Here is an 18191-nt window from a genome sequence, read left to right as displayed (position 1 = left end):
GGACGTTGAGGACATAACTGAGATAATCCGCCAGATGAGGGAGAGGGACTATAAGTTCGAGTACTGACGTGGTGGACGCAGGGCTGGACACTAGTTTGAAATATCGGATCCAGAATGAATTTTTAGTAGATACTGCGCTTTGTTCGCAATATTAAGTGCATCTTGGATTTGGTTGTTAACTTTTGGTTTGGATAACGTTTATATACTATAACCTATTATAATACGGATGCAAGAACCCGTTGGGGGGGTCGATGCGGAGGCGTGCATTGCTGGCCGTGTTTGTGGCCCTGCTGCTGATTGGGGCGTACGGAGCGTACGTGGTCAGCTACCCCAAGTATCCAGAGGTCAAGGGTTGTGTCAACCCCTTTGCCGTTACGAAGCCCATTGATAGGGTTCAGGAGAACTGGTCTAAAGCGCACATGTTCTTCAAGCTCGCAACTACGCGGGACTTCTGGAAGCTCGCAAAGCCCTGGGACGTTGACTATTCCCACGTCAAGATTGTCAAGCACACCATCGAGTACAATGGTGAGAGGATAACCATGCTCGCTATGGGAATTCCACTGAAGGACAAGAAGCACGTAATAGCACTATACGAATTCTCAAAGCCAGTACAGGGAGTAAAGGTCTTGGGGGAAGTTGTTAGTTTAGAAAATCACACTACTAAACTCAAAGGTTTAATGATAAACGGAAACTTTAAAACACTAGATTCATGTGTTCAGGAATGTGGGGGCGGGAAATCATGCGGTATACTTGAGAGATGCACCTCATACTGTTGTGAACCGTGCTCAAGTAACACTTGTATGGCAGCATGTGCATCTGCCGGATGTGCTGCTATGTGCGGATGGATACCTTGGCCATGGTCTGTTCCCTGTTGGTTAACATGTGCGGGTTTCTGTTGTAACGGGCCATGTTGCGGAGAGGAGGGTCATACATGCGAGCCAATAACGCCAGGTCCGTGATAGGTGCATATTGCAAAAACTATTCCCCCTCTTTAACATCATTCCTCAAACGGTTGACAGGTTATCTAGCGGCTACTTTAGTTGTGTATGCATATGGAAAACCCGCCACAGCGCTGGTGATCCTAGGAGCCCTCATTGCCATGGACATAGTATTAACCCTTGCTTCTTCCACATGCCACAGGCCATAGCTTGCTCTTTTTATTTTTCGCTATTCTCCACTGGATGTGCAGATAAAAGCAAACGAGAAACTGGTAACCGACGACAAAGAGATGTATGAGAAAGCCATTGAATCTGGAATAAAAGCCGAACTCCTCAAAAGACGGTTTCATCTCCATGAGCCTCCTGTAAAGCTCCTCGACCTTTTCGCTCACCTCTTCCGGCGAGAAACCCGCCTTAACGGCCAGCCACGTCGCTCCCCCCGCGCCGACGCCCTCCTTGACGTACCCGTTCTCGTAGTCCCTGAGCCCCTTGAACTCGCTCTTGGAGAAGTCGAGGTCGGCGGAATAAGTTATTATCCCGATTTCCCTCGCCGTTTTGAGGAAGGTCGCGCTTTTGTCGTTGACCACCCACTTGGTGGTCGCTATCATGAACCTGTTTAAATCCTCGCCGAGGGCCTTTAGAAGGGCTGAAACAGCCAACATCTGCGTTCCTCCAGCTAAGACGACGTTCTTCCTGAAGCCGAGGGAAATACCCACCACCGTTGCCATCATGGGGTCGCCGAACTGCCTCAGGGCCTCAAGCGGGTTGTCCTTCAGTTGACCTTTCCCGATTCCGGCCCTCTCAAAGGCCTCGCCGATTACCCTCTCCTTGAGGCTCTGCGGGTTGTTGGGCGAGGCTGAACTGGTCTTCGCGTCGTAGCCGAGTGCCCACAGGACAGCCTGAGCGGTTGTCGTTCCTCCGGGCGTTGATTCCCCGATGACCAGCTCTTTGACCGGCAGTTTGTTGAGCTCCTCGCCGAACAGCTTGGCGCGCTTTATTATCTCGCCGAACTCGGGTAAAGCCGGCCCCCTTCTGAAGTCTCTCCCAATGGCGTCGCTGACGTGCACGTCTTCAGGAGTCCCTTCGTTCCGTACTCCTCAACCGCCAGAACCAGCACTAACCGGGTGAGCTTCCTCATCCTCTGGGCCAGCCACGCCGGAACGTGGCCGCCGTGGAGGGGCAGGTCGGCGATATTCCTCATCGGAGTTATATCTCTCTCCGGGGTTTTAACCATTATCCCCGCAGAATTTTCATAATTTTGGGCTATCCTGCGCAGAATCATCAGGAAAAACTGGTCATATAAATGGGAAAGCCTTTTTATCCTCCGCTTCGATTTCCGTCTGCTGGTTTAGGCTCACGGAGGTTGTGGAAAATGGGAGTTGAGAAGGTTCCGAAGTACGACATCCCGACCGTTAAGGTTGACTACGTTTTTATCGAGCTCGACAAGATGAAGCCCCATGAACAGCTCGTTCAGAAGGAGCTCGAGGCCTTCATCGAGAGCGTCACCGGCTCCGGTCTCTTCTGGAAGCCGATGCTCCTCGCCAAGGTTCCCGGTGAGGACATGTACCTCATCGTTGACGGTCACCACCGCTGGGCCGGTCTTCAGAAGCTCGGCGCCAAGAAGGCTCCCTCCGTCATACTCGACTACTTCAGCGACGACGTCAAGGTCTACACCTGGTACCCGGCCTTCAAGGGCAGCCTTGAGGAGGTTCTCGAGAGGCTCAAGGCAGAGGGGCTTGAGGTGGTTGAGGACCCCGAGGCCGAGGAGAAGGCCGAGAGGGGAGAGATGGCCTTTGCCCTCGTCGGCGAGAAGAGCTTCGCCATCCCCGGCGGCCTCGATGAGCAGAAGAAGGTCAGCAAGGTTCTCGACGAGATGAGCGTCGAGGGCAGGATCGAGCTCATCTACTACGGCCTCAAGGAGGACGCCAGAGAGGACATGGGGAAGGGCGAGATCGACTACGTCTTCATCAGGAAAGCCCCGAGCAAGGAAGAGGTCATGGAGCTCGTCAAGCGCGGTGAGGTCTACTCCCCCAAGACCACCAGGCACGTCCTGCCCTTCAACCCGGACAAGATAGACGTCAAGCTTGAGGAGCTGTTCTGAAGGTTTTTAACCCCTTTTTCATACTTCCTCCGCCGATGACGAAGGATCAACCGGCTGATGGGTGATGACCAGTCCAGGAGGCCGAGGCCCTGCACCTACATAGGCATCTACAAAAAGGATTTAAATATCCATATCAGGATTTTACCCTTAAGCGGTGAGTGGAATGCTCAGGATTTCACTTCCTGTGCTGGCGCGGTCACGGAAGGAAGGAACCCGGAGGGTTGATGTCCCCGCATTCAGGCTGGTGAGTTCATTCTCCGACATAATCGAAGATAGCGCCGTTGTTATAGGCCGGGCCGGGATGAAGGTTCCTCCCGACTGGAATCTCATTACCGTGAGTTCCGTTAAGGGATATTTTGGTCCGAGGGAACTCCACAGAATTTTGGATGGTATAATCAAAAGTCTCAAAGGGCATCCGGATAGGGCTGTAATTATAGCCTGTCCCGAGTACCTGGCGCTCCATAATGGATTTGAGACGTTTCTGAGATTTTTGAACACCATTCGTGATCACGTTATACTCACCAATACCAGGGTCTACGTTGTCACTGATCCCCTTGCATGGAAACCAAGGCAGTGGGCCCTTCTCAAGAAACTTGAGCTCTGAGCGACAAACTTTAAAGCTCCACCGTTGCCCTCCTTATGATGGGGATGCTCCGCGGTTTAATCTTCGACGTTGACGAGACCTTGGTCTACTACGAGGGCTACGACCACAGGGAATGGTACGAGAAGTGGGTTATGCCAGCCCTCCGGGAGCGTGGCATCGAACTGGACTACGGGACATACAAAAAGACGGTAACCGGCGAGCTTCCGAGGAGCTACATCGAGCGCTTTGGCATAGACCACGTGGAGTTCTGGAAAATCGTTGACGGCGTGAACCTTGAGTACCGCATGCGGATGGCAGACAAGGGCAGGATAAAACCCTTCCCGGATGTTGATGTCCTGGGAGAGCTGAAAAGGATGGGCCTGAAGCTGGGGGCCGTGAGTAACGCCTCCCCGGAGTGCACGGAGTTCGTTTTGGACCTCTTCGATTTGAGGAAATACTTCGATGTTGTTTACGGAAAGGACTATTCAAACCTTGACGGGGTCAAGCCAAGCCCCTACCTCGTTGAAAAAGCCCTGAACGCACTCGGCCTGGAGCCGGAGGAAGCGCTGATGGTTGGCGACAGCCGTCACGATGTGCTCGCCGGCAAAAGGGCCGGCATGAAGGTCGTCAACGTTACGCGCTTCGGGGAAATCGAGGGTGCCGACTACTATGTCAGGGACCTGTGGGAGCTTGAAAAGCTTGTAAAAGAGATTCTGGGGAGTTATTCCCCGTAAAATTCCTTCTCGAAGACGTCTATGCCCACTTCGAGGCCATCGAGCCAGTCGAGGAACCTGTCAACGTTCTCGTCCTGGAATATCGCCCCGTGCTGCGGTGCTATGACCTTCGGCTTCAGCTTCCTGATTGAGCGAACCCATGCCCTCAGCGCCTTGGTTGAGCTCATGTAGCGCCTGTGGAAGCCCTCCATGTACTGTACATGTTCATCAAAATCCTCGACGAAGAGGTACCACTCACCCTCCGGAAAAGCGGCCGCCCCTATGTCCGTGCTGAAGAGTATTCCGCTCTTCTCGTCGTAGAACGAGAAGTTTCCGGGACTGTGAAGGTAGTGGGAAGGAACCGCCTTTATCTTGGAGTTTCCGAGCTGGAACTCCGCTCCTCTGTCGGGTATCCCAATCGTTCTGCCGGCACTCAGAACGGCCATGTGGGGGATGAAGCGAACCCAGAGTTCCGAGATGATGAGCTTTGCGAGGGGGGCGTACTCAAACCAGAGGTTCAATCCAGCCACAACGTCCGGGTCCTGATGGGAGTACATGAGGTACTTTATCTGAGTCGGCGGGATAACCGAGGAAACGTTCCTCAGGACCCTTGAAAACACAAAGAACCCGCCGGGTTCCACGAGGGCCGCCTCGTTTCCATCCACCACGAGGTACTGGTTGGTGAGTATCCCCTTCTCGTCCTCGGCCTCTTCGATGCCGAGCCAGTAAACCTTGTGATTCCCATCATCGTAGAGCGGGTAGATGTTCATGTTCCTTATCATCTCAAACACCTCCAACCGGAACCCAGACGTTCACCATGTACGCACCTTCGACCTTGGAAACCAGTTCAAGGGCCTTTCTTGTTTCGGACTCACTGTCGGCCTTAACCACCGTAATGCCCTCCGAATCACGGTATTCGACTGCCAGAATCTGGCTTCTCCTTAAAAGGAGCTTGAATGACTTTGTACCATCCTGTGTGATGCCGGAGACATAGAGCACCTCATCCTGAAGGTTTCCCCTCAGCTCCATTATGACGTCAAGGAGCTTCCCCTGCCCGACTATGTGAAGGCCGCTGTGAACCATCTTAGCCTTGGCCAGGAAATTGGCCACGCTCATTGGGTCTGAGAAATCCACGTCGAGAACCGTTTCGGCCGCTGGAGCGGCGGGCGCGGGAGGGCGTGTGCTCTCCGAGAGATCCTTGAGGGCCTTTGCAACACCCTCGGCCAGGAGTTCCAGTGTTTTGCCCAGGAGGAATTCTCCCCTCCCCCTGTATGACAGCTCCACCTCAGCGCTGACGTTCTTCTGCCATTCCCTCAACCTGACGACAGCCGTGAGATGGCTCTTCTTTCCGATGCCTTCGTATATGTGGCTGTCGTAATCCTCGTGAAAGGTGAACCTGTAGGTGTCCCTGAACCTGAAGACAAACCTCGGCAGCATTATCTCCGCTTCAATGCCCTCTTTGGTGTTCACCCTTACAACGTAGGGCCAGTTCGTGATAAACTGGGCGGGATCGTTCAGAACTTCCTTGATGGTGTCAATACCGGCGTTTATTTCCACGTTGGCCGTTTTTCTCTTCATACTGCACCCCTCAGTGCCTCGACTATTCTCAAATACGCTCCTTCAACCCCATCTCCGGCCCTTACGGGCAGTATAAACAGAACCTCATTTCCGTCCGCAAACACAAGTTCGGTTGGCCGCTCGTGGGCCACGGCACGTACCTCAAAACCGACAACCCTTCCTGCGGAGATTCTGAGATTTCCAACCAGATGGGGGATGGCCATTTCCCCTTCAATCTTGGCCACATCGGGCCAGGCCCTGTAAAGGAGCTCGAACGGATTCACGGCCCAGGAAACGCCAAGTCCTGAGCCACCGGACACAGCTTCAGTATTCATGTCAACCACCTGGTTATCAAACATCCCGCACGGGGATACTACATTCAATAGGTACGTTTGAGTTTTAAACCTTCGGTTCTAACTTCGAAACCTGGGCCGTTTTGAGAGTTTTGCATAGGGATTCTATATCAAACAGGAACGGAAAAACTCTGAATTTCGAATGCGTCACCCTTAAATACTAAAAAGACGCCCAAGTATAAGAGTGGTACCTATGGAAGCCGGTTTTAGATGTGGGCGCTGTGGAGCCCCCCTTGAGGTTTCTCCGGAAACCATCGTTACGATATGCCCCTACTGCGGTTTTCCAAACCACATAAGTGGCAACCTGAAGACAGAGAACATCTACATCGTCCCGACCATCGATAAAAACGCCATAGCCAGGGCCTTCTGGGACCGCGTTAATCGGGACTTCGACCTGAAGAGGATGAAGGAACAGATTGAGATAGTTGACATCGAAGGCCACTACGCCCCTTACTGGGTTGGGGACGTTCACGTTGAGGGTGACGTCGAGTACATGGTGCGCGAGGAAGAATGCCACACCGATTCCGAAGGCGAAACCCACTGCCGCACCGTGGAGCGGTACTACCATGACTACGTTGATGAAACCCTCAGCCTCATAGGCCCCGCCAGGAGACAGGTCAAGAGCTTTGGCGTTGACGACATCATCGTCCACTACTCCCGCCACAGGCCGAAGGGGAAGAAGCTCCTCGAGCTGGACGAGGAGGGGTGGGGCAGAATAAAGCTCGAGATACTCAACACCGAGATAGATGAAACCCGGGCCAAGATGATAATGAGGGAGGACGCCATAGACGTCATAAGGAACCGCTACTCCGCCAAGGCGGACAGGATAGAGCGCTTCGACATAACCGCCGACGAACCGAGGAACGTCTCCCTGCTTCTCCTCCCGATGTGGACGGTCTACTATAAACACGAGAACTCGATATACCACGCCGTCTTCGCTGGCTGGGACGGAAAGGACGTCGCCGCCACCGAGCCCATGCCGATCTGGAGACGCGCCCAGTACATGGCAGGCGTAGTCCTCGGCGTCCTGATAGGTGCCGCCGGAGCTGCCTACGGCGGTGCCAACGGCTCCGCACTGGTTTCGGTGCTCTCACTGATAATCGGCGCCGGCGCGGGAGGCTACTTCGGCTCGCTGGTTCTGGAGGGACAGAGGACGGAGAGAAGCACGGGCTTCGTGGGGAACTTCATGGGAGGGCTTAAGAGGTGATTCCGATGGAGGTTCAGTGTCCAACCTGCTCGGCCAAGTTTAAGGTTCCCGAGACAGTGAGCGTGGTAACGTGCCCCTACTGCGGAACCACCTTCCACCTGGAGACCGGGGAAGAGGCCGGCGAGCACTTCTTCTTTCCGCCGATGAGGAAAGACGCCGGGGGTGTTCTGCTCAAGTTCCTCTCAAGGCAGTACGGCGCCCCGGCCGACATAACAGGGGCCAAGATAACCAAAAAGGAACTCCACTGGGTGCCGGTTTACTTCTTCTACCTCCACGGAAAGAGCAGGCGGTGGGGGACGATCGAGGAAGTCCGTTTTGTGGGAATACCAGCCGGCTCGCCGTTCCGGGGGCTTCTCAAGGACTATCCCTTCCCCATCAGGGGCAAGCGCTTCTTCGATGAGGCAGTGGTCAAGAAGGGCAGGTACTACGAGCCCAGGATGTCGAGGGAAGAGGCGGAGGCTATGGCGAGGAAGCTCATGGAGAGTGCGTTGCTGAGCGAGGCCTCGCAGGAGGACAAGTCCCTGGGCGACTTTGAGATAGAGGTGAAGTACCAGGGACTCGTTCACTATCCCCTCTGGGAGGTTCACTACGAGTACGGCGGGGAGGGCTTTGCCGGCTACGTTGATGGCACCGACGGGAGGGTTGTTCAGGCCGAGTACCCGCTCATGAGCGGGGCGAGGAAGAAGGCCAGCCTCCTGGGAGCAGGTGTTCTCGGAGCGGGCCTGGTCTTCGGCATAGCCGCGGCCGGCATTTACGGGAGTGCCTGGGGCCTCATCGGCGGACTCCTCTCAGCCGGCGCCGGAGCCTTCGGCATATTCAGGAAAGGGGCCGTGAAGAGGAGGAAGGTAAGCGAGGTTATGAGGCTCAACAGGGGCAACCTGTATTTCAAGCCTATGTGAGGTGATTGTTATGGGAAAGGAAACGTCGCTGGTTGAGAAGCTCGAACTCGTCATACCGGGCTTCCACGGTTACAAGAAGAAGGAGCTCATAAGGGAGGACGACAGGCTCGTCCGTGGAAAGGTGGCCGATACCCTTGCCCTGGCCAGGAGAGAGATGGAGCGGGCCATGCAGCGCTGCGCCATGGTAAGCTGTGCCCAGCTGGTGGCCATAGACAACCTGAGAAAGAAGCTCATGGCCCTGGAGAGCAGGGTGAGGCACGCGGAGGCCGGTTATAGGGGCTACTTCGACAGGGTGAAGTTCAAGGAGGATGAACTCAACAGGCTCCTGGAATACGATGCCAGGATGATAGAGCTGGCCGAGGAGATACTGAACGAGGTTAAGGCCCTGAACGGCCAGATAGCAAACCCACAGGCCCTGGGCATGGCCGTTCTGAACCTCGACGAGGAGCTGGTGAACTTTGAGGAAGTCCTTGGCAAGAGGATGAGCTTCGCGGCGGGTGAGTGAGATGGTGCAGGTCATAGAGTGGGTGAACCCCGGAGAGGACGAGATAATCTGGCGCTACCCCAACGAGGTCATCAAGTGGGGCGCCCAGCTGATAGTCCACGAGTACGAGGTAGCGGTCTTCATGCGCGACGGCAAGATCTACGACGTTCTCGGCCCGGGAAGGCACACGCTGACGACGCAGAATCTGCCACTCCTCTACAGGCTCGTCGGCGGTTCAAACAGCCCGTTTAAGGCGACGGTAATTTTCGTCAGCATGAAGCAGTTCCAGGGGCGCTACGGAGGAGAAACGCAGACGAGGGAGCTTGCCCCAGTCAAGTACTACGGTGTCTACTGGTTCAAGGTCGCTGACCCCGTTCTCTTCATCACCGAGGTCGTCGGTGGCCAGAGCCTCTACGACACTGCTGACGTCACCAAGTTTATTCGCGCCTACTTCAACGAGGGCATGATGAAGCACCTCAGCGCCTACTCAATCGTCGACCTCTTCCAGAACCTCGACATGGTCAGCACGCAGGTCAAGGTCAAGCTCATGGAGGACTTCCGCAGGCTCGGCCTTGAACTGGTCGACGTCAAGATTGAAGGGGTGAACACGACCGACGAGTGGCGCCAGAGGCTCTTCTGGATAATGCAGACAGGAAACGCCCAGTATGTCATGCAGATGGACACCGCGAAGCAGGTCGCGGCGGAGCTTGGGAAGAGCGAGGGGGCCGCGATAGGCACGGGAATGGTGGTGATGCCCCAGCTCCTTCAGCAGCCGGCTCAACCAGCCCAGCCGGCGCAGCCCTACGCTGGTGGAGGCGTTCCGCCGGCAGGATACCAGCAGCCGGCCCAGCCGGGGGCACCAGCTCAACCTGCGGGACGGCAGGAAATCTGCCCCTACTGCGGCAAGCAGATTCCGCCCGGAGCGAGGTTCTGTCCTTACTGTGGGCACCAGATACACCGCTGTCCCAACGGCCACATAGTTCCTGAGGGAGCGAAGTTCTGTCCAGTCTGCGGTGTGAAGATCGAGTGAGCTTTTTTCTTTACACTTTTTGAGGCCAACGTTCAGGGGCTTGAGACCAAGACGTTCCGGGACTGCTCCGGTCTACAGTTCTTTAATAGATGTCACCAGCTTAATTCCCTCTCCCCTACAGGCGCTCTTAAAGTCCCGGTCGAGGGATACGAGGGTATCAACGCCGTAGTACTCGGCCGTCGCGAGTATGAGTGCATCGTTCGGAAGCAGGCCGTATGTCTTTGATACGCGGAGGGCTATTGTAGAGATGTCGTAGTTCACTTCAAGGAAATCGGGAATCGCGAGCATGGGGAGCACGACCCTCTCGAACTCCTCGACGGCCTTGGAGACTTTTTCAGGGTTCTTCTTGGCGCTCCAGTATGGACCAGCCCTTATGCGTATGAAGTGGTACATGACCTCGCTGAAGACAACGTCGTTTATGAAGACCCTCCAGTCCGAGCGCAGGAGGCGTGAAAGTATGTCCTCTGCCTCACCGTCCCCTTTGAGTGCCTCGATGAAAACGTTGCTATCCACCAGAAAGCTCCTCATAGAGCTCAGCCTCCAGCTCTTCCCAGCCCTTGGAGGTTTTCAGGTAGCCGAAGGCCCTCTTCAAGACCCCGTCCACGTTTGCCCTCGCCTCGGCCCTGAGCTTATCCATCCTAACCCGCCATTCGAGATCCATCCCCATTTTTCCTTCAACGTTCTCCATCCCCTCACCCATTACAGGTTTGATGGCCGGGGAGTAAAAAGGCTTTCCCCGATTTCTCAGTCGCCTATTAAAGGACGGGAAAATTCAAAGGGTGGAATCACGGTCTTGGTGGCTCACTTCCCCAGCTCACCCTTCGGCCTTAGATACTCCTCTTTGGTTAGAGGAAAGTCCCTCGCCGACGCGAGAAAAGAGTTCACCAGCTTCACCTGCTGGCTGAAGACTTCATCGGGATTCTCCTTAAGCCTTATTAACGTAGAGCCTTATGAAGGCCAGCCTTTCCTCCATGTCGCGCTTGGAAAGGGACTTCGACGCTGAGCTCTTCAGGCTGTTCATTCTGCGGTTCACCTTTCCATCGTTTAAAAAATAGGAAGGTCTTAAACCCCGAACCGCTCCTCTATGTAAGCCCTGATGAGGTCCTTCGTCGCGAGCATGCCCTTGACGTGCGTCCGCTCCATGCCGTGGCTCGCATGCACTCCCTGGCCGATGAGGGCGACCTTAACGTCCCAGCCTGCCCTGAGCGCCGCCGAGCCGTCGGAGCCATAGTAGGGGAATACATCAACGACGTGGGGGATCTCGTGCTTCTCGGCCAGCTCGATGAGTTTCGTCGTCATCTCGTAGTCATACGGGCCGCTTGAGTCCTTGGCCGCTATCGATACCGCGGTTTCCTTACCCGTGACGCCATCGCCAACGACGCCCATGTCGACGACGAGGAGCTCCTTCATGCTAGGTGGATAACCGCCCGCGCCCCCGTGTCCGACCTCCTCGTAGGGCGAGAAGAAGAACGCCACCGGGAGCTTTTCAAGGGCCTCGGCACCCAAATCGAGCATCAGGTCTATCATCACTGCGGCGCTGGCCTTGTCGTCGAGAAAGTGGGCCTTGACGAAGCCATTGACGTACTCGAACTTCGGGTCGAAGGCTATGAAGTCACCCGGTCTTATGCCGAGCTTCTCTGTATCTTCCTTCTTCTCGACGAGCTCATCCAGGCGGATGTACATGTTCTCCTCCTTGCGCTCCTTCTTTCCAGCTTCCCTGTTCACGTGGACGCTGGGGTTCTTGAGAAGGAGCGTTCCGCGGTACTTCTTCCCCGAGCGGGTGATTATCGTGCAGTACTCGCCCTCGAAGGCCGGAAGGTGCAGGCCGCCTACTCTCGTGAAGCTCAGGTGTCCGTTTGGCAGGATTCCTTTAACCATCGCGCCGAGGGTGTCAACGTGGGCCGCCACAACCAGCTCCGGCTCCGGATGGTTGCCCGCTATCAGGGCACCCTTGTTGGTGAAGTAGGTTTTCACGCCGTTTTCGTTGAGAAGTCCTGCTATGTAGACCATAACCTCTTTCGTGTAGCCCGTCGGGGACGGTATCTCCAGAATCTCCCTGAGAATCTCGATCATTCTTTCCATCACGACCACCGTTAAAAGAAATGTCGAAGGGTTAAAAAGGGCATCGGTCAGAGTCCGAAAATCCCGCGGAGGTGTTTCATATTGCCCGATGAGAGGTACACCTCATGTTCTGGAAGGAGCTTGATGGTGAATGCCTCGTCGGGGTCATGGGAGTAGACGTTGAGGAGAACGTACTTTCCGCTCTTCATCACACTCTCCAGGCGGTACGTGCCTTTGTAACAGTGTTTTGTACCGCCCATTCCAAAGACGCCGCCTTCCTTCCACTCGATGTCGATATACATCTTAAGGGCGGAGCGGCCATTCATGACGTACTCCGCAGCGAGTTCGGACCACTTTGAGAGGACCTCCCCGGCCGAAACTTTGATTCCATTCTCCTTTATTCCCTCGGGGTCGGAACTTACGATGTTTCTCAGAACATTTCCCAGCATGTGACCACATCCAGGCGTTTTAGAACAGTTGCACGGCGTCTTTATTACTTTTTCGTGACCCTCACAGGAAGGCTTTGAGAACCATGAAGAGTCCTATGACGAGCAGGGTCAGCACGAAGGTGACGCTTATCGCCTCCTCGGCCTTCAGGCGGTACTGGGCTAGAATCGCGTTGGCCGCTATAGCTGGGGGCATCGAGGCCTCGACGAGGACCGAGTAGAAGACGCCCGGAGCCGCCCAGCGGAGGGTAAGGAAAACGAAGGTGAAGGGAATCGCTATCCGAAAGGCCCCGACCTCCGCGAGCTTGCGCCAGTCGAAGCTTCTCAGCGTTATCCGCGAGCCGAAGTAGATGATAAGCAGAGGTATGCTGAGCCAGCCGACGGTTCTTATCGGCTCAAGGATTTGGCTCGGAATCCGAACACCGGCTATGACGAGTGCAAGGGCGAAGAGGTTCGCCACCGTCGGCGGGAACTTCAGCGCCTTCAGAAAGCTGTCCTTAACGTTCGCGCCTCCGCTGGAGTAGTGGGCCGCTATGAAGGTGACGATTGGGATGACTATCATCGAGTTGGTCGTGGAGTAGAGTATCGCGGGCGTTATGTCGTCGAGGAACAGGCTCGCTATAGGGAAGCCGAGGGCGGCCGTGTTGGGGTAGACCGAGAGAACCATGAGCGCACCGGCCCAGGGGTCGCCCTTGAGAAAGAATCTGCCGTAGAGGTAGGAGGTTGAAAGGCTTATCGCGATTATCAGGAAGACGTAGAGAAAGACCGTCTTTATGCTCAGGAGGTAGTTCAGGTCCTTGCTCGCCACGTTCCCGAAGATGAACAGGGCAAGGAGAACGTCGTTCACCAGAATACGTAGGTAGTCAAAGGGCTTCTCCGATTTAATCAGCCTCTTGAGGACGTAGCCGACCGCTATAAGGGCGAGCATCTCGGCGATGTTCATGCTTAAACCTGGGATTCAGCGTTTAAAAGCCTGTCGAAGCAGTAACCTTGAAGATTCTTGATGGATTGCGGTATGCTTAACTTTGAGATTCTCTAAAGGAGAAGGTATTCAGCGGGTGTGGTTATCATGCACTTGGAAATTTCGTCGTTCACCCGAAGGAGGTCCGAGTCCCACGTCAAAAGCGCATCGAGTCCCATTTCAATGCAGTTGGCCAATATTATGGCATCCCCGGGAAGGAGACCGTAGCGCTCAATGAGTTTTTCAGCTTCCCACAACGTGTGCTCGCTTATTGGCGAGTAATTGAGAACTTCAAACAGCTTGAGAGCGGGTTTTATGGCCTGTGATGATTTAACAACAAGTTCCGGTTTCTTTTTGAGGGTAAATGGTCTCTCGCCACTTTCATTTCGGATGATCAGGTACAAAACTTCGGAATAAACGATATCGTTGTAATACGGCTCCGTAAGGGCGAGAAGCTCGGAGATATTCCACTCGCCGAAGAGGTGTTTCAGTACAACGTTTGAGTCGAGCATCACACGGTCCATGCCTCATCGGCCTCGGCGATAAGTTCATCCACATTCCCTTTCGGCTTGAGTGTCCCAAAGGTCTCGTTGGCCACCTTCAACCTTTTGAGGGCTCTTTCTATAACGAGTCTTGCGAGTCTTTCATCCACTCCGTCCGGGATTTTCACAACTATCTCGCTCATATGCAGGGATAATCACCAGACGATAATAAACCTTTCGAGTGAGCCCCTGCCAAACGTCGTCCACTGGATAAAATCAAAAAGAAAAGGGGTTGGAGAGTTACTTTTTATCCTTCTCTTTCCTCTCCGCCTTGTGCAGGGGCCACCAGGCCTTTTCACCGAAGAGAGCCATCGTGGCCGGGCCGATGAAGTAGACCGCCGCCGTGGCGGTCAGCAGGACACCAACGGCCAGTGCGAAGCCTATCTCCCTTATTCCCCACGTCGCCCCGGTCATCAGCGAGCCGTAGGTTACCGCCAGCACAGCGGCGAGGCCGACGACGAGGGTGTCCATCGTTCCTGCCGCGACCACCAGCGCGTCCCTCGCGCTCCTGCGCTCGAACTCGTCCCTGGCTTTGACCAGGTAGAAGCTGTTGTAGTCTATGCCGACTCCCATGAGCACTATGAAGACCATCATGGGCAGGAACCACATGACCTGCTGGCCGAAGACCCTCTCAAAGAGCCAGCTGGAGACCGTTATGCTGAGGAGCACTCCGACGGCTATGGTGCCTATGGTGGTTATGACCGCGGGCAGTCCCTTGAGGGTCGGTATGAGGGACAGGAACATCAGCAGGAGCGCCACCGGGAATATCCTGTGCCAGAAGACGTCGTTGATGAGGTCGCTGAGGTCGAGCGCCAGTGCAGTGCTTCCGCCAACCATTCCGGACTTTATCGCTCCCGACTTCTCCTCTTCTTTCACTATATCCCTTATCTCCCTCACCATGTCCTTGGAGCGGTCGTCGGTGGCCTCGTACTTCCCTGTTACCTGAATCAGTACCTTGGTGCCGTCTTCCGAGATGTAGCGGTTTCCGCCAAGGCTCTTCAGCTCGTCCACGCTGACGTTCACCTGCCTTCCGTAGGGCTGGGTCACGGTGTAGACGTACTCAACGCCTTCCACCTTTGAAATCCTCCCCGCGAGCTCGTTGATGGTCTTGAGGTCGCCGTCGCCAACCGGGTGCCCGAGGTCTATAACCACGTAGGTCGGGGAGGTAACGCCCGCACCGACCGTGCTCTCGCTGAGCTGGAGGAAGTTGTAGGTCTCGCTGTCCTTGGGAATGAAGAGCTTTATGTCGTGGGTTCCGTTGAAGTTGACGAAGTTGTAGGCCGCCGGAACCGCCACGAGGAGAGCCACGAGGACAACCACCTTGGCGTGCTTGACGGCCCACTCCGCGATTCTGCTCCTCTCATGGAGGTCCACCCTGCTGAGGTGGTGTTCGATGTGTCTCGGCCACCAGAATGCCGGTTTGTCGCCTATGAGGACGGTTATCGCCGGAATTAAGGTCAGGCTGGCGAGGAGGACTACGATGACCGCCAGGGGCGCTATCATGCCGATGGTCTTGAATATCGGGAACTCCCATGCCAGGATAAAGCTTGCGAAGGCTATGATGTCCGTTGAGGCACTGGCGAGGACGGCATCTTTTGCTCTCTTCAGGGCTTCGCTTGCGGCTTTGTTGTGGTCGTAGCCTTCAGCGAGATACTCCCTGAACCTGTGCAGGTAGTAGGTGGAGTAGTCTATTCCAAGGCCGAGTGCCGTCGTGACGGTGAGCATCTGGGCCCAGCTTCCAACGTCGAGGTAGTCACCCTTCGCGAGCAGGTAGAGTATTCCCAGCGCGGTGAGCGTTGCGGTGGCGACGCCGGTGAAGGGCAGGAGCGTCGCTAGCAGCGCCACCCCCATCAGGATAAGGAGCACGAGGAGCGCCCCAACGATGCTGAACTTCGTAGTCTTGTCGTTGTCCTCCTTTCCGTATTTAATGGCCTCGTAGGTCTGAACGGGCGTTCCGGTTACGTAGGCCTCGACTTTCGGCGAGACCGCTCCGAACTCCTTCACAGCTATTTCCTTAACCTTCAGCGAGCTCTCGTACTGTGCCTTACTCTGCTTCTCCAGGTCGCTGACTCCTTCGAGGCCCTTTGGAATGAAGAGAATCAGCATGGTTCTGTTGTCCGTGCTCTTGAGCATGCCGATGTAGCTCTTTGCGAGGCTGTAAATGGACGGGTAAATCTGCTCCTCTATGGGCTTGACGTCTTCTCTGGTTATACTCCCCGGTTCATCTCTGAATTGGAATGCGATGTTCACAAGCTCGGTCGCGTTTATGTGGAGCGGAACTCCAAGGTTAATCTCCCCCACGAACTTCTCGACGAGCTTCACCGTTTTCTCCTTCACGAGGGTCTCTACCTCGGAGTCGCTCATCGGGTAATCCCTGGCAACGGTCAGCATTAGCTCCCTCAGCGTTTCCTTGACGTCCTCCGGCGCGCTGACGTTGGCGAGCTTCTCATCAACCCCCTGCTCAAACAGGCTGTAGGCTATTTCTTCCGGGCTTTTACCGGCGTAAACATCCTCCACAGCTTTGCCAATGTCTATCGGGACGTCTCCGGCCAGGCTCGTGATTATCTCCTTGACTGCTCCCTCTACCCCGGCTCCAGCTGCGAGTTCCTCAGGGTTCTTGAGGACGGTGTCAACGATGGTTTCAGCGACCTCCTCGCTCCCAACCTCCTCGGAGGTCTTCTGTATCAAAAGCCCCCTCGCAATCGGTTCAACGTCCCCCTGTGAGTCGTAAACCTGGCTTATAGTCTCCTCCGGGAGTTCAACACCCATGCCCTTGAGAATCTCAGCCAGCAACGAGACCGTTGCCTCTTTGAGCATCTCGGGATTCCTGGCCAGAACTCCGGTCGCGTTGGTGTCAAAGCTTACAACCGTTTTGGCTATCGGTTCCGCCAGAGACCTCTGCTCCCCGGGCAGTTTCTCCTCAAGCGCACCGGCGAGCAGGTTAGTCTCCAGCTCCTTCGTCGGACCGTAAACGAGGAGGGTTCTCAGTATCTCGTCGGCGTTGGGCATTTCGAGGAGAGGGCTTCCAGTCATGAGGGCCTTCGCGACCTCGATTGCCGCGCTCTCGACAGCTGAAGCGCCCGGGTTCTTTCCAAGGCCTATCGAGGCGTTGACAATTTGAGCCAGCGTGCTGGCGGGAACCTCACCGAAGCCCGGAACTTCGTAGCTCCCACCCGCTTCCTCGATGACGAGCGGGAGGTTTTTGAGGGCCTCGCCTGCTATCTCATCAACGGGCCTAACCGCGCTCTCGCCGAGCTGAATGAGGGCGTAATCACTGCCCGCTTGCTCGTCAAACGCCACAACTCCCCTGTAGAAGGCAACCGAGTATGCCTCCGCGAGGTTCCTCTGCATCGGGTCGCTTATCTGGCTCACGAGGATTTCCCTGGTGACGTTGGCAAGGAAACCATCGGTTATCGCACTTGCTCCATATGTCGAGTAGGCTGGGTAGGTGGCGTTGTAGACCGCGTAGACGAACTCAACCGGAACGCCGAGCTGAGTAGCTATTGCCTGTGCCGTTGCCTCATCGAGGCCCCTCTCGTAGGCCCCAGCCTGGACGAGGGCGTCGTAGGCCCCTATCGTTCCGAGGTATGTTCCCGCGTAGCTATCGCTCAGGTTGTAGAGGCCAGCGTTAAGATCAGCTATCGTAGAGTTGAGGGCTTTGAGCTGTTCACTCGCTTTGGTGAGGTTCCGGTGGAGTTCAACGTAGGCCAAATCCGTCTGGTTGAGCGCTTGCCGGAGGGCAATGCTCCTGTTGTAGAGCTCTGTGAGGTTGGCATCGAGCGAAAGATAAGCTCCTGCCAGCTCCGGAACGGTCTCGTTGAGTGTCCTGGCCTGACTGCTCAGGTTTTCAATCTGGGTGAGAAGGGTTCCGTAAGTGCTGCTGGCGTTGATGGCCGAGCTGTAAAAGATTCCGGTCAGGTTGGCGGTCGTTCTGGTGAGGTTTAGGGCTATCTCATAGGACCTGTTGTGGAGCAGGTCAACGGCATCGTAGTAGGAGGTGAAATTCGAGCCGTAGGGCCTTGCCTCGGCCTTGAAGCGCTCATAGGCATCCCGCGTCGCGGGGTCGTTCACGTCCACTCCGCTCACTATCATGTACGTCTGGTTGTCGCTGGTCGCGAACTCAGGGAACTCCTTGGCCAGGGTGTCCTGAACCTTGACGGACTCCACGTCCTTGGGCAGGAACTGGTCCATGCTGTAGTTGGTGAGGTCGTTCAGCTTTGCAGCCAGCGGCATCGCCGCTATGACCACGATAATCCAGAGGGCCACGATGGCCTTTGCGTGCTTCACTATCCACTCGTTCCAAGCCATATCCACCA

At 55.5% G+C, this 18191-nt stretch carries 19 protein-coding genes and 2 pseudogenes; 8 read left to right on the top strand and 13 right to left on the bottom strand.

Annotated features, from left to right (window positions below; translation table 11 throughout):
* The first annotated feature begins 251 nt into the window (after nt 1–251).
* Entirely contained in the window at nt 252–959 is a 708-nt protein-coding gene (locus E3E42_RS02835; RefSeq protein WP_167902630.1) for a hypothetical protein, read from the top strand.
* 332 nt (nt 960–1291) lie between these two features.
* Here E3E42_RS02835 and E3E42_RS02830 read toward each other — a convergent pair.
* Together E3E42_RS02830 and E3E42_RS02825 are read right to left on the bottom strand one after the other, a co-directional pair.
* Nucleotides 1292–2005 (bottom strand): annotated as a pseudogene (locus E3E42_RS02830) (nicotinate-nucleotide--dimethylbenzimidazole phosphoribosyltransferase); the annotation flags it as partial.
* 2 nt (nt 2006–2007) lie between these two features.
* Nucleotides 2008–2139 (bottom strand): annotated as a pseudogene (locus E3E42_RS02825) (DUF763 domain-containing protein); the annotation flags it as partial.
* Nucleotides 2140–2310: 171 nt separating this feature from the next.
* Between E3E42_RS02825 and serK the strand changes: the two are divergent.
* The 3 genes from serK to E3E42_RS02810 all read left to right on the top strand — a co-directional run bounded on the left by serK (nt 2311) and on the right by E3E42_RS02810 (nt 4356).
* Nucleotides 2311–3039, top strand: a complete 729-nt coding sequence (serK, locus tag E3E42_RS02820; RefSeq protein ID WP_167902629.1) for an L-serine kinase SerK — start codon at nt 2311–2313, stop codon at nt 3037–3039.
* A 163-nt stretch (nt 3040–3202) separates the two neighbouring features.
* Nucleotides 3203–3643 (top strand): DUF835 domain-containing protein, encoded by a 441-nt coding sequence (locus E3E42_RS02815; protein ID WP_167902628.1) that lies wholly within the window; start codon nt 3203–3205, stop codon nt 3641–3643.
* 44 nt (nt 3644–3687) lie between these two features.
* Nucleotides 3688–4356, top strand: a complete 669-nt coding sequence (locus E3E42_RS02810; RefSeq protein WP_167903086.1) for an HAD family hydrolase — start codon at nt 3688–3690, stop codon at nt 4354–4356.
* Here E3E42_RS02810 and E3E42_RS02805 read toward each other — a convergent pair.
* Genes E3E42_RS02805 through E3E42_RS02795 form a run of 3 tightly spaced genes read right to left on the bottom strand, consistent with a single transcriptional unit; the run spans nt 4344 to nt 6227 of the window.
* On the bottom strand, nt 4344–5117 hold the full coding sequence (locus tag E3E42_RS02805) for an MBL fold metallo-hydrolase (RefSeq protein WP_167902627.1): 774 nt from the start codon (nt 5115–5117) through the stop codon (nt 4344–4346). The two genes, E3E42_RS02810 and E3E42_RS02805, sit on opposite strands and share 13 nt — an antisense overlap.
* A gap of 1 nt (nt 5118) precedes the next feature.
* Nucleotides 5119–5913 (bottom strand): hypothetical protein, encoded by a 795-nt coding sequence (locus E3E42_RS02800; protein WP_167902626.1) that lies wholly within the window; start codon nt 5911–5913, stop codon nt 5119–5121.
* Complete coding sequence (locus tag E3E42_RS02795) at nt 5910–6227, bottom strand: hypothetical protein (RefSeq protein ID WP_167902625.1); 318 nt, start codon at nt 6225–6227, stop codon at nt 5910–5912. Before E3E42_RS02795 ends, E3E42_RS02800 begins: the two co-directional genes overlap by 4 nt.
* A gap of 211 nt (nt 6228–6438) precedes the next feature.
* Here E3E42_RS02795 and E3E42_RS02790 point away from each other — a divergent pair, with 211 nt between their 5' ends.
* From E3E42_RS02790 to E3E42_RS02775, 4 genes are read left to right on the top strand one after another with little or no spacing between them, the layout of a single operon-like run.
* Nucleotides 6439–7452, top strand: coding sequence for a hypothetical protein (locus E3E42_RS02790; RefSeq protein WP_167903084.1), 1014 nt, complete (start codon nt 6439–6441; stop codon nt 7450–7452).
* A gap of 5 nt (nt 7453–7457) precedes the next feature.
* Nucleotides 7458–8351: a hypothetical protein gene (locus E3E42_RS02785; protein ID WP_167902624.1), complete on the top strand. Its 894-nt coding sequence runs from the start codon at nt 7458–7460 to the stop codon at nt 8349–8351.
* A gap of 10 nt (nt 8352–8361) precedes the next feature.
* Nucleotides 8362–8856 (top strand): hypothetical protein, encoded by a 495-nt coding sequence (locus tag E3E42_RS02780; protein WP_167902623.1) that lies wholly within the window; start codon nt 8362–8364, stop codon nt 8854–8856.
* A gap of 1 nt (nt 8857) precedes the next feature.
* Entirely contained in the window at nt 8858–9865 is a 1008-nt protein-coding gene (locus tag E3E42_RS02775) for an SPFH domain-containing protein (protein WP_167902622.1), read from the top strand.
* Nucleotides 9866–9937: 72 nt separating this feature from the next.
* On the opposite strand, the gene E3E42_RS02770 is transcribed toward E3E42_RS02775, so the two are convergent.
* The 8 genes from E3E42_RS02770 to E3E42_RS02735 form a co-directional block, all read right to left on the bottom strand.
* Nucleotides 9938–10378: a type II toxin-antitoxin system VapC family toxin gene (locus E3E42_RS02770; RefSeq protein ID WP_370519581.1), complete on the bottom strand. Its 441-nt coding sequence runs from the start codon at nt 10376–10378 to the stop codon at nt 9938–9940.
* Nucleotides 10371–10565, bottom strand: a complete 195-nt coding sequence (locus E3E42_RS02765) for a hypothetical protein (protein ID WP_148267250.1) — start codon at nt 10563–10565, stop codon at nt 10371–10373. The genes E3E42_RS02770 and E3E42_RS02765 overlap by 8 nt, the downstream gene beginning before the upstream one ends.
* A 362-nt stretch (nt 10566–10927) precedes the next feature.
* Nucleotides 10928–11947 (bottom strand): M42 family metallopeptidase, encoded by a 1020-nt coding sequence (locus E3E42_RS02760; RefSeq protein ID WP_167902620.1) that lies wholly within the window; start codon nt 11945–11947, stop codon nt 10928–10930.
* A gap of 47 nt (nt 11948–11994) precedes the next feature.
* Nucleotides 11995–12375: a hypothetical protein gene (locus E3E42_RS02755; protein ID WP_167902619.1), complete on the bottom strand. Its 381-nt coding sequence runs from the start codon at nt 12373–12375 to the stop codon at nt 11995–11997.
* A 61-nt stretch (nt 12376–12436) separates the two neighbouring features.
* Complete coding sequence (locus tag E3E42_RS02750; protein ID WP_167902618.1) at nt 12437–13315, bottom strand: AEC family transporter; 879 nt, start codon at nt 13313–13315, stop codon at nt 12437–12439.
* 92 nt (nt 13316–13407) lie between these two features.
* Nucleotides 13408–13845, bottom strand: a complete 438-nt coding sequence (locus tag E3E42_RS02745) for a type II toxin-antitoxin system VapC family toxin (RefSeq protein WP_240913627.1) — start codon at nt 13843–13845, stop codon at nt 13408–13410.
* Nucleotides 13845–14018, bottom strand: a complete 174-nt coding sequence (locus E3E42_RS02740; protein ID WP_167902616.1) for a hypothetical protein — start codon at nt 14016–14018, stop codon at nt 13845–13847. The genes E3E42_RS02745 and E3E42_RS02740 overlap by 1 nt, the downstream gene beginning before the upstream one ends.
* 97 nt (nt 14019–14115) lie before the next feature.
* Complete coding sequence (locus E3E42_RS02735; RefSeq protein WP_167902615.1) at nt 14116–18183, bottom strand: MMPL family transporter; 4068 nt, start codon at nt 18181–18183, stop codon at nt 14116–14118.
* Between the last annotated feature and the right edge of the window lie 8 nt (nt 18184–18191).

The sequence above is a fragment of the Thermococcus sp. JdF3 genome (assembly GCF_012027495.1).
GTDB lineage: Archaea > Methanobacteriota_B > Thermococci > Thermococcales > Thermococcaceae > Thermococcus.
This window is presented reverse-complemented; position numbering and strand designations above follow the sequence as displayed.

What these genes read in the sequence shown, in the direction of transcription:
- E3E42_RS02740 (WP_167902616.1), bottom strand. Translation starts at nt 14,018, where the DNA reads ATGAGCGAGATAGTTGTGAAAATCCCGGACGGAGTGGATGAAAGACTC.
- E3E42_RS02815 (WP_167902628.1), top strand. Translation starts at nt 3,203, where the DNA reads ATGCTCAGGATTTCACTTCCTGTGCTGGCGCGGTCACGGAAGGAAGGA.
- E3E42_RS02785 (WP_167902624.1), top strand. Translation starts at nt 7,458, where the DNA reads ATGGAGGTTCAGTGTCCAACCTGCTCGGCCAAGTTTAAGGTTCCCGAG.
- E3E42_RS02800 (WP_167902626.1), bottom strand. Translation starts at nt 5,913, where the DNA reads ATGAAGAGAAAAACGGCCAACGTGGAAATAAACGCCGGTATTGACACC.
- E3E42_RS02750 (WP_167902618.1), bottom strand. Translation starts at nt 13,315, where the DNA reads ATGAACATCGCCGAGATGCTCGCCCTTATAGCGGTCGGCTACGTCCTC.
- E3E42_RS02805 (WP_167902627.1), bottom strand. Translation starts at nt 5,117, where the DNA reads ATGATAAGGAACATGAACATCTACCCGCTCTACGATGATGGGAATCAC.
- E3E42_RS02775 (WP_167902622.1), top strand. Translation starts at nt 8,858, where the DNA reads ATGGTGCAGGTCATAGAGTGGGTGAACCCCGGAGAGGACGAGATAATC.
- E3E42_RS02745 (WP_240913627.1), bottom strand. Translation starts at nt 13,845, where the DNA reads ATGCTCGACTCAAACGTTGTACTGAAACACCTCTTCGGCGAGTGGAAT.
- E3E42_RS02790 (WP_167903084.1), top strand. Translation starts at nt 6,439, where the DNA reads ATGGAAGCCGGTTTTAGATGTGGGCGCTGTGGAGCCCCCCTTGAGGTT.
- E3E42_RS02755 (WP_167902619.1), bottom strand. Translation starts at nt 12,375, where the DNA reads ATGCTGGGAAATGTTCTGAGAAACATCGTAAGTTCCGACCCCGAGGGA.
- E3E42_RS02795 (WP_167902625.1), bottom strand. Translation starts at nt 6,227, where the DNA reads ATGAATACTGAAGCTGTGTCCGGTGGCTCAGGACTTGGCGTTTCCTGG.
- E3E42_RS02780 (WP_167902623.1), top strand. Translation starts at nt 8,362, where the DNA reads ATGGGAAAGGAAACGTCGCTGGTTGAGAAGCTCGAACTCGTCATACCG.
- E3E42_RS02835 (WP_167902630.1), top strand. Translation starts at nt 252, where the DNA reads ATGCGGAGGCGTGCATTGCTGGCCGTGTTTGTGGCCCTGCTGCTGATT.
- E3E42_RS02760 (WP_167902620.1), bottom strand. Translation starts at nt 11,947, where the DNA reads ATGGAAAGAATGATCGAGATTCTCAGGGAGATTCTGGAGATACCGTCC.
- serK (WP_167902629.1), top strand. Translation starts at nt 2,311, where the DNA reads ATGGGAGTTGAGAAGGTTCCGAAGTACGACATCCCGACCGTTAAGGTT.
- E3E42_RS02810 (WP_167903086.1), top strand. Translation starts at nt 3,688, where the DNA reads ATGCTCCGCGGTTTAATCTTCGACGTTGACGAGACCTTGGTCTACTAC.
- E3E42_RS02735 (WP_167902615.1), bottom strand. Translation starts at nt 18,183, where the DNA reads ATGGCTTGGAACGAGTGGATAGTGAAGCACGCAAAGGCCATCGTGGCC.
- E3E42_RS02765 (WP_148267250.1), bottom strand. Translation starts at nt 10,565, where the DNA reads ATGGGTGAGGGGATGGAGAACGTTGAAGGAAAAATGGGGATGGATCTC.